This is a genomic window from Streptomyces sp. Inha503 (assembly GCF_047215865.1).
Taxonomy (GTDB): domain Bacteria; phylum Actinomycetota; class Actinomycetes; order Streptomycetales; family Streptomycetaceae; genus Streptomyces; species Streptomyces lycopersici.
In genome coordinates, this window is the sequence record NZ_CP178360.1 from 5,605,360 (window position 1) to 5,620,262 (window position 14,903).

The 14,903-nt window shown below is 71.0% G+C and carries 13 protein-coding genes; 5 read left to right on the forward strand and 8 right to left on the reverse strand.

Annotation, left to right across the window (positions count from 1 at the left end):
• Nucleotides 1-200 precede the first annotated feature (200 nt).
• The 3 genes from ACJX2R_RS23025 to ACJX2R_RS23035 are packed head-to-tail and all read right to left on the reverse strand — an operon-like array spanning nt 201 to nt 2,163.
• On the reverse strand, nt 201-890 hold the full coding sequence (locus tag ACJX2R_RS23025; RefSeq protein WP_413101664.1) for a hypothetical protein: 690 nt from the start codon (nt 888-890) through the stop codon (nt 201-203).
• Complete coding sequence (locus ACJX2R_RS23030; RefSeq protein ID WP_413101665.1) at nt 829-1,179, reverse strand: hypothetical protein; 351 nt, start codon at nt 1,177-1,179, stop codon at nt 829-831. The genes ACJX2R_RS23025 and ACJX2R_RS23030 overlap by 62 nt, the downstream gene beginning before the upstream one ends.
• A 6-nt stretch (nt 1,180-1,185) precedes the next feature.
• Nucleotides 1,186-2,163 carry a hypothetical protein gene (locus ACJX2R_RS23035; RefSeq protein ID WP_413101666.1) on the reverse strand — a complete coding sequence of 326 codons (978 nt, stop codon included), beginning with the start codon at nt 2,161-2,163 and terminating at the stop codon, nt 1,186-1,188.
• Nucleotides 2,164-2,341: 178 nt separating this feature from the next.
• Between ACJX2R_RS23035 and ACJX2R_RS23040 the strand changes: the two genes are divergently transcribed.
• Together ACJX2R_RS23040 and ribD are read left to right on the forward strand one after the other, a co-directional pair.
• Nucleotides 2,342-3,553, forward strand: a complete 1,212-nt coding sequence (locus ACJX2R_RS23040) for a helix-turn-helix domain-containing protein (RefSeq protein WP_413101667.1) — start codon at nt 2,342-2,344, stop codon at nt 3,551-3,553.
• Entirely contained in the window at nt 3,550-4,308 is a 759-nt protein-coding gene (gene ribD / locus ACJX2R_RS23045; RefSeq protein ID WP_413101668.1) for a bifunctional diaminohydroxyphosphoribosylaminopyrimidine deaminase/5-amino-6-(5-phosphoribosylamino)uracil reductase RibD, read from the forward strand. Before ACJX2R_RS23040 ends, ribD begins: the two co-directional genes overlap by 4 nt.
• Nucleotides 4,309-4,560: 252 nt before the next feature.
• On the opposite strand, the gene ACJX2R_RS23050 is transcribed toward ribD, so the two are convergent.
• The 5 genes from ACJX2R_RS23050 to ACJX2R_RS23070 form a co-directional block, all read right to left on the reverse strand.
• On the reverse strand, nt 4,561-5,781 hold the full coding sequence (locus tag ACJX2R_RS23050; RefSeq protein WP_262699270.1) for an amidohydrolase: 1,221 nt from the start codon (nt 5,779-5,781) through the stop codon (nt 4,561-4,563).
• Between the two features lie 227 nt (nt 5,782-6,008).
• Nucleotides 6,009-7,253 (reverse strand): hypothetical protein, encoded by a 1,245-nt coding sequence (locus tag ACJX2R_RS23055; protein WP_413101669.1) that lies wholly within the window; start codon nt 7,251-7,253, stop codon nt 6,009-6,011.
• 116 nt (nt 7,254-7,369) lie between these two features.
• On the reverse strand, nt 7,370-8,308 hold the full coding sequence (locus ACJX2R_RS23060) for an N-acetylneuraminate synthase family protein (RefSeq protein WP_237515336.1): 939 nt from the start codon (nt 8,306-8,308) through the stop codon (nt 7,370-7,372).
• Nucleotides 8,309-9,508 carry a cytidylyltransferase domain-containing protein gene (locus tag ACJX2R_RS23065; RefSeq protein WP_413101670.1) on the reverse strand — a complete coding sequence of 400 codons (1,200 nt, stop codon included), beginning with the start codon at nt 9,506-9,508 and terminating at the stop codon, nt 8,309-8,311. It lies immediately after the preceding gene.
• Nucleotides 9,509-9,606: 98 nt separating this feature from the next.
• Nucleotides 9,607-10,932: a DUF6716 putative glycosyltransferase gene (locus tag ACJX2R_RS23070; protein WP_413105935.1), complete on the reverse strand. Its 1,326-nt coding sequence runs from the start codon at nt 10,930-10,932 to the stop codon at nt 9,607-9,609.
• Nucleotides 10,933-11,155: 223 nt separating this feature from the next.
• Here ACJX2R_RS23070 and ACJX2R_RS23075 point away from each other — a divergent pair, with 223 nt between their 5' ends.
• The 3 genes from ACJX2R_RS23075 to ACJX2R_RS23085 are packed head-to-tail and all read left to right on the forward strand — an operon-like array spanning nt 11,156 to nt 14,834.
• Nucleotides 11,156-12,133 carry a glycosyltransferase family 2 protein gene (locus ACJX2R_RS23075; RefSeq protein WP_413101671.1) on the forward strand — a complete coding sequence of 326 codons (978 nt, stop codon included), beginning with the start codon at nt 11,156-11,158 and terminating at the stop codon, nt 12,131-12,133.
• A complete protein-coding gene (locus ACJX2R_RS23080) occupies nt 12,133-13,542 on the forward strand; it encodes a polysialyltransferase family glycosyltransferase (RefSeq protein WP_413101672.1) in 1,410 nt (469 codons plus the stop codon). The genes ACJX2R_RS23075 and ACJX2R_RS23080 overlap by 1 nt, the downstream gene beginning before the upstream one ends.
• Nucleotides 13,539-14,834, forward strand: coding sequence for an acyltransferase family protein (locus ACJX2R_RS23085; RefSeq protein ID WP_413101673.1), 1,296 nt, complete (start codon nt 13,539-13,541; stop codon nt 14,832-14,834). Before ACJX2R_RS23080 ends, ACJX2R_RS23085 begins: the two co-directional genes overlap by 4 nt.
• Nucleotides 14,835-14,903 lie beyond the last annotated feature (69 nt).

Consider the following 14,903-nt stretch of genomic DNA (forward strand, 5'->3'; position numbering starts at 1 on the left):
GTTATCGGATCGTCGCGAACCTCTCGTGTCCGCCGGGTCTACACAACGTTTCGGGCGGGCAAAACGGCCGCGATTGCGCCCGGTACGTCCCGGTATGAACCCACCGGACAAGCTCCGGGATCGAGGAGGAGGGCCGGGTTGGCCCGGCCCTCCTCCCCCACCACTGGACGGGCGGGCCCGTCTGTCAGCCGAGGGGTGCGTCAGATGAGCGGAGCCAGAGCCGCTGCCCGCCGGGGGACACGGTCAGCCCGAAGTCGCCGGAGTCCGGACTGCCGTCGCTCACGTAAGCGTCGTGCACGACAGCGGCCTCCTCCCACAGCCACCGTGGGCCGTACTGCCACACCTCCTCCTGGGTCACCGTGGCCGCCGACCCGTTCCCATCGCGGAGCCAGATCCGATAACTGCCGTCCCCCGCCGCGCCGCCCGGTTCCGCTGTCCACTGGGAGGTCTGGGCCGGGTCGCTCCGAGCGCGTCGGCATGAACCGCGCACCGCCGACGAACCGGCCGGAGGCCACCCCATCACCGCCCACATCGAGCGGTACCAGCGCCCCGGACCAGAAGTCTCCCGCCAGCGGGGCGAGGATGCGCCCGCCCGGCTTGGTCTGCCGTACCCACGCGTAGGGGATGCGGCGCACCGAACAGGTCGCGATGATCCGGTCGTACGGTGCCCCGGCCTCCCACCCCCGCGCGCCGTCGCCCCACACGACGGCAGGGCTGTACCCGGCCTCCTCGATGACCTTCGCGGCCTTCCGCGCCAGCACCGGATCGACCTCGACGGTGGTGACGTTCCCGCTCCCCAGCCGCGCGGCGAGCAGCGCCGCGTTCCAGCTACTGCCGGTGCCGACCTCCAACACCCGCTGCCCGTCGGCGACCTCCAGCGCGGTGAGCATGCGCGCCACCATCGTGGGTATGGAGCTGGACGAGGTCGCGATCCCCGGGCCGTCCCCTTAGCCCGTCGTCCACCTGCGTCACGATCGGCGCATCCCGGTAGACCAGGTCCCACCACGCCGCGTCCGTCGTCATGGGAACGCAGGTGGCCCGCTGCTCCCAGATCTCGCCGGGGATGAAGTGGTGGCGCGGGACGGCGTCGAAGGCCGGGCGCCAGGCTTCCGGCAGCTCACCGGACGCGGTGAGGGCTTCCAGCAGCGCCGCGTGACGCGGTCGCCAGTCCTCGGCCATGGGCCCTCACTTCTCCCTCGGGGGCGGCGTGCCGTCCGGCGGGGGCGGGGGCGTCCACGGCTTGATCGGAGCGGGATCGCCCTTGTGCTTGTTCTCGACGGTCACAGTTCCACCTCCTGGGTCCGGTCGCCTGGGCGCCCGCGTAAAGGCCCGCTCCGGCCGGTCCGTCCCCACCGACAAGGGAGCGGCCGGGGGGCTTTCTCGTACGGGCACTCCAGCCCGCGGTTCGGATCGGGACTGCCGCGCAGCCTCCTCATAGGCACGGAGCAACCGCTCCCCGGTCTCGCACCCGGCGCCGGGCGTCCGGCAGGCCGGGCAGCCCGCGGCGTGTTCGATGGCGGCGCGCCACGCCTCGTCGGCGAACGGATCCTTGGTTTGCTCGGCGGCCGTCCATCGGGTCCTGCCCTGGTCGAGCACGCGGCGCCTTGCGACGGCCTCGGCGACGGCAGCGCGCTGGTAGGTCCGGGTGTGGCGCGGGCAGGCGTAGATGGTGCGTCCGGCCCCGCTGCCGCCGTGCTGGACGTCGACGATGACCGGTTCGTCGGTGGGGAGTTCGCAGCGAAAACAGGTCTGGCGGCCCTGCGGGACCGGGCCCAGCTCGGCGCGGTCGGCCTCGGCCAGCGCTCCCCATAGCTTGACGGCGTCGGTGAGGTAGTACTCGGCCGAGAGCGGCACACGCCAGTGGGTGCCGGGGCCCTCCGTCCTGGAGGTGGGCGGCACGCCGATGTAGGTGCGCTCATCCGTCAGCTCGGTGAGGACGCGGACCTGCCGCAGGCGCCAGCTCGTGGCGGAGCCTACGTCGACGAGCCAATAGAGAGGACCGTGCTTGTCCTGGATGACGGCGCCGGTCTCGTCGCCGAGAAGTTCCAGGGCGCGTTCGCCGACGGTCGGGGCTGCGCGGACGGCATCCCACCATGTGCCCACTGGTAACGCCTCAATGTCCTTGGTGTTCTGCGGTGTCCACAGCGCGTCTGCGGCCTTCATAGGGATGCCTCCGGAGGTGCGTTTCGCCTCATGCGTCAAGAGAAACGCGCACGCCACGTCGCCGTCCCCACCTCATGCATCACACGCTGTGCGTATGCGGAACCTGCATACGCATGTAGCTGGACCGCTACGGTGGGTACCTCCTTATTGAGGATGTCACCGCAGACCGGGACCGTGTATGGGGCAGTTGGCGCAGCACGCCAGCGCAGGTGAGACCATCTCAGCCGCTCGACGCGCGCGTGGATGGACCCAGAAGCAACTGGCCGATATGTGCGGGTACAGCCAAAGCACCATCAGCCGTCTAGAACGCGGCCGCCAGTCAGCACGCGACATCGATGTACTCGCGCTCGTCGCCGACCGGCTCGGTATGGCCCCCTCCGAAGTCGGGCTGGCGGGGGACGCGCTACACAATGCTGACGTGAATCGTCGCGACTTCCTGGGCACAACCGCAGCAGTAGCCGGTCTCGGCATCCTTCCCACCTCGACCAGCGTCGCGACCCGTCGCCCGGTCAATCCGGCGGTCGTTGGTCACTTGCAACAGCTCCGCGTCACTCTCGTCCAATCAGACGGGCTTTACGGACCGCACGCCGCGATCAGCGCCGTCCATGACCACCTCGTGGTCATCGAGCAGCAGTTGCTTCCCGGAGCACATGGCCCCCTCCGCAGGGAGATCCTTCAAACCGGTGCGGAGTGGGCCGAGTTCGCCGGCTGGTTGTACGAGGACCTCGGCCGCCCCGAGCAGGCTCTATGGTGGTCCGACCGGGCGATGGAATGGGCGCAGGAAGCGGACGATCCCGTGCGGCAAGCCTTCATTCTGATGCGCAAGGCACAGCAGTCCGTCGGGCTTGGACAGCAGCAGCGGGCAGTCGGCCTGGCGTCGGCCGCCCTCCGGGTACGCGGCGATGTGCCCGCACGTGTCCGCGCCTCCGCCCACCTTCAGGCAGCACACGGCCTTGCCCTCATCGGAGGCGAACTGCCAACCCTCCGCGCGCTCGATGCCGCTCAGGCCCTCGTCGAGGGACACGCGGCTGTAAACGATCAGCTCGGCGGCTACTGCAACCACGCCTACGTCCACGCTCAGCGAGCAACGTGCTACCTCCGGCTGGGCAAGCCCACGGACGCCGTGACCACCTACCGGCAAGCCCTGGACCACTGGCCGGCCATATACCAGCGCGAGCGCGGCCTCCACCTGGCCCGGCTCGCCATCGCACACGCCGCCGACCGTGCCCCGGACGCAGCCTGTGCCACCGCCATGCAAGCACTGGAGATCAGTCGTGAGACCGAGTCGCGTCGCACCACGGCAGAGCTCCGGCGAGTCATCACCGGCTTGGCACCGTGGCGACGCACAGCGATGGTGCAAGAACTGACGGAAGCAGTCGCTGCCGTGTGACTAGGCTGCCCGGGACCAAGATCTGTCTGGAGGAGCCCATGCACATCAGCGAGCTGGTTGGCGCGGACGAGTGGCACACGGTCGATGGGCGGCCCTTCGTCGTCTACAAGTACGCGGCCACGCTGGATGGCCGGATCGCCGCGGCGGACAGCACCAGCCAGTGGATCACCAGCGCGGAGTCCCGGGCCGAGGTTCACGCGCTACGTGCAGCCTGTCAGGCAACCGTCGTCGGTTCCGGCACCCAGCGGGCCGACAACCCCCACCTCGCCGTGCGCTCGGTGAAGGACGACCCCAACCTGAAGGTGGCCGTACCGGTTGATGAGCAGCCGTGGCGCGTGATCGTCGACACCAACGCCCGGACCCCAGCTGATGCCCGGGTCCTCGACGATGCCGCACCCACCATGATCGCCGTGGCCGATGACGCCGACGCGTCCCACCTGGACGGCGTGGCCACAGTCGTACGGCTGCCCCGTGCGAAGGTCGGCCTGGACGTGGAAGCGCTCCTCCGTGAACTGCACCAGCGCGGCGTGCGCGGGATGTTCCTCGAGGGTGGCCCCACTCTCGCCGCGTCGTTCGTATCGGCCGGGCTGGTGGACCGCATCGTCGCGTACATCGCGCCCGCGCTCCTCGGCCGCGGAAAGAGCGGGCTGGAGGGTGGCACCATCGAGACGATCGACGACATCCTCCGGTGCGAGCTGGTGGACGTGGCCCGGTCCGGCCCGGACGTCAGGCTGATCGCACGCCCGCAGCGCTGAGCGGTACCCACGCAGAGCGCGGCCGACTACTCGCGACGCGCTGTCGACGCGTCGTCCGGCCTTCGCCCTGGTCGACCAGCGCTCCAGCAGTACGGCGTTCGCCGCTTCGTACGCTTGGCGGTTTGCCGTGCGCCGGGCATGACGAAAGCCCCCCGCCCGGCACGCGGGCTCGACGAGGGGGCGTACGTCAGAAGCGCCCGGCGGTCCGGTGCGAGCGCGGGCCGGGCGGCGTACGCCACCCGGGCGCCAGAACTACGCGTTCCGCTCCAGCAGCACCGCCGCCGTGAACAGTTCCACGCCCACCGCGATCGCGCCCTCGTCCACGTCGAAGTCGCCCGCGTGGAGGTCGCGCCGGGTGGTGTCGCCGGCCTTGCGGACGCCGAGGCGGGCCATCGCGCCGGGCACCCGCTCCAGGTACCAGGAGAAGTCCTCGCCGCCGAGGGACTGCTCGGTGCCCTCGACCGCGTCCGCGCCACGGCGGGCGATCATCGCGTCCCGCAGCAGCTCGGCGGAGCTCGCCTCGTTGACCACCGGCGGGACCCCGCGGATGTAGTTGATCTCCGACTTGGCGCGGTGCAGGGTGGCGATCTCGTCCACCGCGGCATGGACCAGGTCGGGCGCCTCCCGCCAGGCGGGCAGGTCCAGGCAGCGGACGGTGGCGGACAGCTCGGCGTGCTGCGGGATCACATTGCAGGCGTGGCCCGACTCCACCCGGCCCCAGGTGACGGCCAGACCCGAGCGGGCGTCCACCCGGCGGGCCAGCAGCGCGGGCACCTCGGTGATCACCTTGGCGACCGCGGTCACCAGGTCGGTGGTCAGATGGGGGCGCGCGGTGTGGCCGCCCGGTCCGTCCAGCGAGACCTCCAGCCGGTCGCAGGCCGAGGTGATCGGCCCGACCCGCAGCCCGATCCGGCCGACCTCGACCTTCGGGTCGCAGTGCAGGGCCAGGATCCGGCCGACGCCGTCCAGCACGCCCGCCTCGATCGCGTCGGCCGCGCCGCCGGGCAGCACCTCCTCGGCGGGCTGGAACAGCAGCCGCACCGGACGCGCCAGCCGCCCCTCGCGGGCCAGCTCGGCCAGGACCAGACCGGCGCCGAGCACCACGGTGGTGTGCACATCGTGGCCGCAGGCGTGGGCGCGGTCGGCGACCGTCGAGCGGTAGTCGACCGTCTTGGTGTCGGGGATGGGCAGCCCGTCGATGTCCGCGCGCAGCGCCAGCAGGGGCGCTACGCCGTCGCGCGGGCCGATGTCACAGATGAGACCGGTGCCGGAGGGCAGTACCCGCGGCTCGAGTCCCGCCTGCTCCAGCCGCGCCTTGATCGCGGCGGTGGTACGGAACTCGCAGTTGCCGAGCTCGGGGTGCATATGCAAGTCGCGCCGGAAGGCGATGAGTTCGGCACGCAGCTCGTCGGGGAGCGTACCGGGCAGCGCGGGCGCGTCGGCGGGTGTGACATCGGTCGCATCGAGGGACATCAATTGCTTCACCTGAAGAAGCGTAGAACGCCAGGTGGGTCCACCGAATGTCGATCAACAAAATTTCAATCTGTTCGGGTACGCAAAAGTACCCACCCCGCTGCATGATCCTCCTAGTCAGGGGGTATAACAGCGCTTTTCCCGGTCGGCCGCGGGTGAGATGTGCCACACGGCCGTACGGGCGACGAGCTCAGAAGCTGAGACGCCTCAGGACGCCGCGACCGGTCTCAGGACGCCGCGACCGGTGCCGCGGGCGGTCCCGGGTTCGCCGGCGGGGCCGCGTCCCTCGGCGGGGGTGGCCCCGGCTGCGGCCCTGTCTGTGGCCCCGGCTGCGGCCCCGAGTCCAGTCGGCGCACATCGCGTGCCGTCCCGGTGACCCCGGACAGGAAGCCCTGGGCACGCGGGGAGGCGTCCCTGGTCAGCCAGGCGGGGTCCACATCGCAGACCGCGACCTGGACGCCGGTGCCGACGAGCGCGAGCGGCAGGGTGTGCACCACGGTCGATGGGAAGCTCACGATCGTGTGGCCGATGGGGCCGCGGCGGGCTATCAGCTCGAGCGGCAGATCGGGCCGTACGATCTCCAGACCCACCTCGGCCGAGACCCGGTGCAGCTTCTCGGCGCTCTCCCGGCGGTGGGCGAAGTAGCGGGTGGCGCCGTGGGCGCGGGCCAGTGAGCCGACCGCCTCCAGATAGCGCTCCAGGTCCACCACGCCCGTCTCGACCAGGGACGTGCCCACCAGGTCGGTGCCCCCGGTGAGCCGGGGCGGGCCGAACCGGGCGCGGGTCCAGGCGAAGTCGTTGGCGGTGATGGTGACCCCTGCGGGCGGCTCCACCGGCATCGAGCTGAAGACCTCGACCCGGCGCTTCGTTCCGGGGGTGAGCCGGCGGCGCGCGGTGGCGGAGACCGGCGCGAAGACCATGTCGCGCGGCCCCTTGCTGCCGCGCCGGTGCCAGCGCACCAGGGGCTCCCCCTTGGCCAGCTGGGAGATGAACTCCATGGTGGCCGTGCCGTCGTCCACCACGACCAGGTCCTTGGCCCGGGTGAGGGTCAACAGCAGCTGGACATAGCGGGAGAACGGATCGCCTATGACGATCCGCCCGGCCCGGCGCAGCGGTCCGCGCAGCCCGCCGATGGTCTTGATCGGCGCACCGGCCCCGCCGCGCGCGTCCTCCCAGCGCACGGCGAAGCCCTCGTCCCGCGCCAGCTCGGCCATCCGGCGCAGCTGGCCGCGGGTCATCGGATCGTGCGGGGAGAGCACCACCACGGTGAGGTCCTGGGGCGCCGTGGCCCCGGGGCCACCGGCGCGCTGGGCCTCTGGTCCCCCCGCGCGCTGGGCCCTGGGGCCCGCGGCGCGCTGGGCGTCGGCGTACGCCCACTCCAGCACGTTCAGCAGCTGGACCGGGCTCTCGACGAAGGCAAGCGTGGCCGGAGAGGCAGGGGCCGGAGAGGCAGAGGGAGCAGCGGAGACCATCGCACCGTCCAAAGGCAGGGCCCGGAAGCGGCGGGCAGCCCCCGACGAGTCAGGGGTGCCCGCCGCTTCCGGGCGAGGGCCGGGCTCACCGGCCGGTGGATTCACGGCAGAGTGCCTCAGACCGCGGCGGGCTCGCGGTCGGCGGACTCGGACTCGGACTCGGCGACGACGCCCGCGACACGGCGGAGCTTCTTCATCGGGCCGAGCTCGCTCTCGTAGACCTTCTTGACGCCGTCACCGAGGGACTCCTCGATGGTGCGGATGTCCCGCACCAGCCGCGTCAGGCCCTGCGGCTCGACCGAGGCGGCCTGGTCCGAGCCCCACATGGCGCGGTCGAGGGTGATGTGACGCTCGACGAACGCGGCACCGAGCGCCACGGCGGCCAGGGTGGTCTGGAGACCGGTCTCGTGGCCGGAGTAGCCGATCGGCACGTTGGGGTACTCGGCCTGGAGCGTGTTGATCACGCGCAGGTTGAGCTCCTCGGCCTTGGCCGGGTACGTGGAGGTGGCGTGGCACAGCAGGATGTTGTCGCTGCCCAGCACCTCCACCGCGTGGCGGATCTGCTTGGGGGTGGACATGCCCGTCGACAGGATGATCGTGCGGCCGGTCGCCCGCAGGGCGCGCAGCAGCTCGTCGTCGGTCAGCGAGGCGGAGGCCACCTTGTGCGCCGGGACGTCGAACTTCTCCAGGAAGGCGACGGCCTCGGTGTCCCACGGGGAGGCGAACCAGTCGATGCCGCGCTTGGCGCAGTGCTCGGAGATGGCGCGGTACTCGTCCTCGCCGAACTCCACGCGGTGGCGGTAGTCGATGTAGGTCATCCGGCCCCAGGGGGTGTCACGCTCGATGTCCCACTGGTCGCGGGGGGTGCAGATCTCCGGGGTTCGCTTCTGGAACTTGACCGCGTCACAGCCGGCCTCGGCGGCGGCGTCGATCAGCTTGAACGCGTTCTCCAGGTCGCCATTGTGGTTGATGCCGATCTCACCGGTGACGTACACCGGGTGGCCGGGGCCGGCGGTCTTCGCGCCGAGGGTGCGGAGGCGAGAGTTGGAGCTCACTTAAGACAGTTCCTTTCCGAGAATCCACGAGGCGATCTCGCGGATCGCGCCGTCCCCTCCGGGGGTGGAGGTGACCGCACGTGCGGCGCCGCGCACGACGTCGTGCGCACCTGCGACCGCCACGGGCCAGCCGACGAGGCCGAAGCACGGGAGGTCGTTGACGTCGTTGCCGACGTAGAGCACGCGCTCCGGCGCGATGCCCTGCTCCTCGCACCACTGCTTCAGTGCGAGATCTTTTCGGTCGATGCCGTGGAGCACGGGGACCTGGAGTTTGCGGGCCCGTGCGGCGACGACCGGGTTCTTTTCCGTGGAAAGGATCAGCAGCGCCAGCTCAGCGCGGCGCAGGGCGGCGATCCCGAGCCCGTCGCCGCGGTGCACGGCCACGAGCTCGCGTCCATCGGAGTCGACGAGCACCCTGTCGTCGGTCTGGGTGCCGTCGAAGTCGAGTACCACCGCGTCGATGTCGTCGCGGGTGGGGAGGGCGCCCGGCCGCTCGGCGTCGAACAGCGGGGCGAGCGCGCGGGCGCGGGCCAGATCGTGCGGATCGTCGATCTCCAGCACCCGGGCGGGGTCGGTGCGCACCAGGTCGGTGCGGCCGAAGAACCGGTGCCCGGCCTTGCGGAAGCCGCGCGCGTCCATCGCGTAGGCGGCGCCGGTCTCCAGGAAGTCCTGGGGGCGGTCCTGGCGGCGCGGGCGGTACGACTTGTCGTGGTTGACCCCGTCGCCGCCGTCGTCTTGCGGGTTCTCGCCCTCGCGCCAGACGAAGCCGTGGAAGGTGGCGACAGTCAGGGCGGTGTCGGCGCCCTTCTCGGCGACCGCCGCGGCCACCCCGTCGATGTCCTCGCTGATGACGAAGGGGCTGGTGCACTGCACCAGGAGCACCACGTCCACGGTGGTGCCGTGCGAGGCCTCGTAGGCGTCCATCGCGTGGATCACCGCCGCCTCGCTGGTGGCGGTGTCCCCCGCGATGTCGGTGGGCCGCTGGACGACCACCGCGCCCGCGCCGCGCGCCGCGGCCGCGATGCCGGTGTCGTCGGTGGAGACGACCACGTCCGTCACCAGGCGGCTCGCCCGGCACTCCATGACCGCGCGGGCGACCAGCGGCACGCCGCCGACGGCGGCGAGGTTCTTCGCGGGGACGCCCTTCGATCCGCCGCGGGCGGGGATCACGGCGAGCACACACGGGCTCGGGGCGGTCATGGCGGCTCCTTCAGGGGTTGCAGAGGTGATCGAGGCCGTCCCGGCCTCCTCTTGAGAGGCCCCCAGGGCCTCCTCTTGGTTCGCGCGCGAGTCGCCGCTCACAGCTCCCCCATCCGCCGGATGACGGGAGCCACCCGCTGGACGCCATGGCGGTAGGCGCCGCGGGCCGCTTCCCGCATCGTGTTGCGCACCACCCGCCGCAACGCGGAGACCTGCGCCTCGTCCTCGGCGGAGGCCCCGGGGCGGGGTGAGCCGTCCGGCTCGAAGCCGTACCGGGCGAGCCGGCCGGGCAGATAGCCGGGTGCGGTGACGGGGGTGTAGAAGGGGGCGAGCGGCGGCAGGGCCGGTGCGGCGGCCAGCTCGGCCACCCGCTCCCGCGCGGCGTCGAACCAGGTCTCGTACGGCCCGTCGGCGGCCACGCCCTGGCGGCTGAGCCACTCGGCGTCCGGCTCGGGCCGGTACCCGGCGTCCAGCTGGTCCCAGGAGGCAAGGCAGCCGGAGCCGAGGAAGTGGTGGTTGCCGAGCGTCTCGCGCACCCCGAGGTCGGTGAGGACGGCGGTCGGTACGGAGCGGTGCAGCGACTCCAGGGCGGCCGTGGAGCTGACCGTGACCAGCAGGTCGGCGGTGTCCAGGACCTCGCCCATGTTTCCGTAGGCGAGCCGGAAGTTGGCGGGCAGGTTGTCGCCGAACTTCGCGATCAGCTTCTGGTAGGGAAGCTCCTCGATATGGGTGGTGTGCTCGCCCGGCTTGGAGCGCAGCTTGACCACGACCTCGCGGTCCGGGTGGCGGCGCGCGTGCTCCACCGCGCGGCGCAGCAGATAGGTGCGGTCGGCGCGGTTGTCCGGGACGGACGGCTGGACGGCGAACACCACCGTGCCGCCCGGGTACTTCCGGCCCAGCCGCGCCTTCTCGTCGTAGCGGTCGCCGCCGAGGAAGGGCAGCGCGCACTCCACGACGCTCTCCGCGTCGGCGCCGACACCCTTGTAGACATCGCGGAAGCGCTCGGCGTCATGGCGCGAGTTGGCCAGCACCACATCGGCGCCGTGCCGCAGCAGCAGCCCGTCGGCCAGCTTCTCGTAGACGACCCCGACATAGCCGGTGACGACCACGGGGCGGCGGTCGGCGCCCTCCCAGGCGTGGCGCAGCCCGTGCAGCATGGCCTGGACGGCGCCGCCCACCAGGGACAGGACGATCACGTCATAGCGCTCACGGTCCACCGCCCGTACGAATTCCACGCCCGTGACCTCGCGCATCGCGTCGGCGCGCACCCCGACCTCGGTGAGCTGCCGGGCGGTCGGCGTGGCGCGGCCGCGCAGCAGGAAGCCGTCGAGGCGGCGCTCCGAGGCAGAACCCGACCCATCCGGTACGAGGCGATGCGCGGTGAGCGCGCCCCATTTCCACCGGGTGTCGGAGTCGGCGAGCACGGCGACTCGCACAGGGGATTTGGTACGTGAGGACACGTCGGAGACGCTAGGAAGCGTTGTCGATTCACGGCCCAACGCAAGAGCAACAAAGGGTTAACAGAACGTCGACGGTTGGAGAATCAGCTGGCGGGAGCGGCGGGTTAACCGTTCCGACGTCCTTCGTTCACCTTTACGTACACCCTAGGTCAAGACGAATGCCGACCGGCGACCTAGCGTCACCCGCGTGGTTAAGCTCTCCGTCATCGTGCCGTTCTACAACGTGCAGACCTATGCCCCCGACACGCTCAGAAGTCTGCGCGCGAACGCGCGTGAGGACTTCGAATTCATTCTCGTCGACGACTGCGCCACCGACGGGACCCCGGAGATCCTGGAGCGGGCAGAACGCGACCTTCCGGGGGCCGTCTACGTACGGCATGAGAAGAACGGTGGGCTGGCCACCGCGCGGAACACCGGCCTCGACAACGCCACCGGGGAGTACCTCGCCTTCCTCGACGGCGACGACTGGCTGGCCCCCGGCTACTACGCCCAACTGCTCGCGGCGATCGAGGACTTGGGGTGCGACTTCGTCCGCACCGACCATGTCCAGTGCACCGCCCGGGCGCGCTCCATCACCCGGGTGCCGCACGGCCGCCGCGATGAGGTGATGAACCCTCGGGACGTGATCCTCCCGGCCGACCGCTCCACCTCGGTCGACTACCCCTACGCCTGGGCGGGCATGTACCACCGCCGCCTGGTCGACGAGGGGCTGCTGCACTTCACCCACGGGCTGCGCACCGCCGAGGACCGGCCCTGGATCTGGCGGCTGCACCGCGAGGCCCGCAGCTTCGCCGTTCTCGGACTGGCCGGGGTGTTCTACCGGCGCGGGGTTTCCTCCTCGCTCACCCAGATCGGCGATGTGCGGCAGCTCGACTTCATTCGCGCATTCGACCAGGTGATCGAGGAAACCGCACGGGACCGCGACGCCGACGCCCTGCTGCCGAAGGCCGTCCGCACCTATTGCGCGATCATTTCCCACCACCTCGGCAACATCGAGAGATTCGAACCACAAGTGGCACGCAAACTCCGTTCCATGTCGGCGGCGGCGATGAAACGCATGCCCCAGGACGTATTGAAGGACGCACTGGATTCCATGGACTATGAGCGCGCCGCGCGACTGCGGCGAGTCAAGCGCCGGTCCGCGGGGGCGGAGGTGGCGGCCTGATGTCCGCCTACAAGCCCCTGGCGGAGCGCAAGCGCACCCAGATCTTCCTCTCCTCGACCCTCTACGGGGCGGCGACCCTCGCGGCCGCGATCGACGCGGGCAGCGTCGGCCCGGCCGACCGCCGACTGCTGCTGATCAGCAACAACGCCGCGACGCCCGAGACCACCCCGCCGGTGGACGAGATGCCGGGCTTCGAGCGGCTGCGCGGCCGCTTCGACCGGGTGCTGTCCTGGAACGAGACGATCTCGCCGTTCCACCCCGGCGGCTGGGCCCCGCGCATCGACGACGCACCGCTCTGGGAGCGCCATCTGCGGCTGCTGTGGAACCTCGGCGACGACAAGGTCGAGCTGATCCTGGAGTCCATCCAGGTCAACCCGGCGATGGCGGTCGCCAATGTGTTCCAGGGCGCGCCCATCGACGTCTACGCGGACGGGCTGATGAGTTACGGCCCGACCCGCAACAAGCTGGACCCGCTGATCGGCACCCGCATCCGCCGGCTGCTCCACCTCGATCTGGTGCCCGGGCTGCGGCCGCTGCTGCTGACCGAGTTCGGCGTCGAACCGGAGATCCTGCCGACCGAGGTGTTCACCAAGGTGCTCACCGAGGTGGCCGAGGCCGCCCCGCGCGGCGTCGCCTCGGCCAGCGAGCGGATCGCGGTCGGGGGTGGCCCGGCGCTGATGCTCGGCCAGTACCTGTCCGCGCTGGACATCCTCTCCCCGCAGGAGGAGGAAGAGCTGCATCTGCGGATGCTGCGCGGCGCCGTGGCGCTGGGCCACCGCACCGTCGTCTTCAAACCGCACCCCACCGCCCCGGCCCGCTGGTCGCGGATGCTGGAGAAGAAGGCCGCCGAGCTGGGCGCGGAGCTGACCGTCATGGACACCCCGGTCCTCGCCGAGGTGCTGTACCAGCGGATGAGCCCGTCCCTGGTCATCGGCTGCTTCTCCACCGCGCTGCTCACCGCCGACGTCTTCTACGGGCTGCCGGTGGCCCGGATCGGCACCGACACGCTGCTGGAGCGGCTCACCCCGTACCAGAACAGCAACCGCATGCCGGTGACGATCGTGGACGCGCTGCTGCCCGACCTCGAGGACCACAAGGCGGTGGCCGCCGCCCAGCCGGTGGACGAGCGGGCGGGCAAGCGGCTGACCGGGCTGGTCTCCGCGGTCGGCTTCTGCATGCAGGCCAAGATCTACCCAGATCTGCGGCCCGCGACCGAGCGCTATCTGGCCACCCACCTGGACGACACCACCTGGCGCTACTTCAAGAAGCGCCGGCTGACCGCGCTCGCCCTGCCCGGGGCGGTGCCCTCCCAACTGGCGTTCATCCCGCGCAATGAGACGGTGCGCAAGGTGGCGCGCCGGGCCCGGGCCCTGAAGCGGGCCGCCCTCAAGCGGACGGTCACCGGATGAGCGCGCCGCCGGCCCCCGACACCGGGCCGATATCCGACTCGGACACCGAGCGGACATCCGACTCGGACACCGGGCCGATATCCACCGCCGACACCGGGCCGATATCCACCGCGGCGGCGACGGCTCCCACACCGGCGCCGCCGCGCGCTCCCGACATGGCGTCGCGCGCCCCCGACACAGCCCTGGAGCGATCCGCCGAGCGCACCGCCAAGGCGGCAGCGCGCGGCGGAGGCCATCCGGTGCGGCTGCGGGCGCTGGACGGGCTGCGCCTGCTCGCCGCGCTCATGGTGGCCGCGTACCACTACGGCGGCCGCGACGGTGAGATAACCGAGGCGTGGGGCTCCTCGCCCCGCGCCCAGTTCCCCACCCTCTCCAGCTACTTCGCCTACGGCTGTCTCGGCGTCCAGATCTTCTTCGTCATCAGCGGCTTCGTCATCTGCATGAGCGGATGGGGACGGCCGCTGCGCTCGTTCTTCGCCTCCCGCGTCTCCCGCCTCTACCCCGCCTACTGGGTCGCGATCATCCTGGTGACCGGCGTCTTCGCACTGCCCTGGGTCGCCTACAAGGCGGTGTCGCCCAGCGACGCGCTGGTCAACCTCACCATGCTCCAGCAGCCGCTCGGCGTGGACCGGGTGCTGGGCGTGTGCTGGACGCTGTGGGCGGAGCTGCGCTTCTACGCCCTCTTCGCGCTGTTCGTGGTGCTCCCGGGCGCGACTCGGCACCGCGTGGTGCTCTTCTGCGCCGTCTGGACGCTGGGCTCGGCGTTCGCCGAGGCGTCGGACCTGCCGCTGCTGGACGTGGTCCTGATGCCGGAGTACTCCTCGTACTTCATCGGCGGCATGGGCATCTATCTGCTCCACCGCTTCGGCCATGACGCCCTGGCCTGGGGCATCATCGGGATCAGCTTCCTGATCGGCCAGCACTACGCGATCCGCGAGCTGTGGCACCCGGCCAACATCGACGCCTTCTCCTACCGGTCGGCCACCGGCATCATCGCCGTGGTCGCCTTCGGCTATGTGGCGGTCACGCTGATCGCGCTGTCCAAGCTGAACTGGGCCGACTGGCGCTGGCTCACCATTGCGGGCGCGCTGACCTACCCCTTCTACCTGGTCCATGAGCATCTGGGCTGGGTGGTCGTCTGGGTGCTCCACCAGAAGCTGGGCATCCCCTCCTACGGGACGTTCGCCCTGACCGTGCTGGTGATGCTGGGCCTCGCCTGGTTGCTCTACCGCTTCATCGAGCAGCGGTTCACGCCGATGATCAAGCGCTCGCTGAGCGCGGTTCGGCTGTAAGGGCCGCACGCTCTCAGGGCTCCCCTCACTGTTCCGCGGCTCGCGGCTCGCGGCGAGTGGAGCCCTACG

Excerpts from the sequence above, each read along its gene's own strand:
- ACJX2R_RS23085 (WP_413101673.1), top strand. The coding sequence starts at position 13,539 with ATGAGCGCGCCGCCGGCCCCCGACACCGGGCCGATATCCGACTCGGAC.
- ACJX2R_RS23035 (WP_413101666.1), bottom strand. The coding sequence starts at position 2,163 with ATGAAGGCCGCAGACGCGCTGTGGACACCGCAGAACACCAAGGACATT.
- ACJX2R_RS23040 (WP_413101667.1), top strand. The coding sequence starts at position 2,342 with ATGGGGCAGTTGGCGCAGCACGCCAGCGCAGGTGAGACCATCTCAGCC.
- ACJX2R_RS23080 (WP_413101672.1), top strand. The coding sequence starts at position 12,133 with ATGTCCGCCTACAAGCCCCTGGCGGAGCGCAAGCGCACCCAGATCTTC.
- ACJX2R_RS23025 (WP_413101664.1), bottom strand. The coding sequence starts at position 890 with ATGCTCACCGCGCTGGAGGTCGCCGACGGGCAGCGGGTGTTGGAGGTC.
- ACJX2R_RS23065 (WP_413101670.1), bottom strand. The coding sequence starts at position 9,508 with ATGACCGCCCCGAGCCCGTGTGTGCTCGCCGTGATCCCCGCCCGCGGC.
- ACJX2R_RS23050 (WP_262699270.1), bottom strand. The coding sequence starts at position 5,781 with ATGTCCCTCGATGCGACCGATGTCACACCCGCCGACGCGCCCGCGCTG.
- ACJX2R_RS23055 (WP_413101669.1), bottom strand. The coding sequence starts at position 7,253 with ATGGTCTCCGCTGCTCCCTCTGCCTCTCCGGCCCCTGCCTCTCCGGCC.
- ACJX2R_RS23030 (WP_413101665.1), bottom strand. The coding sequence starts at position 1,179 with ATGGCCGAGGACTGGCGACCGCGTCACGCGGCGCTGCTGGAAGCCCTC.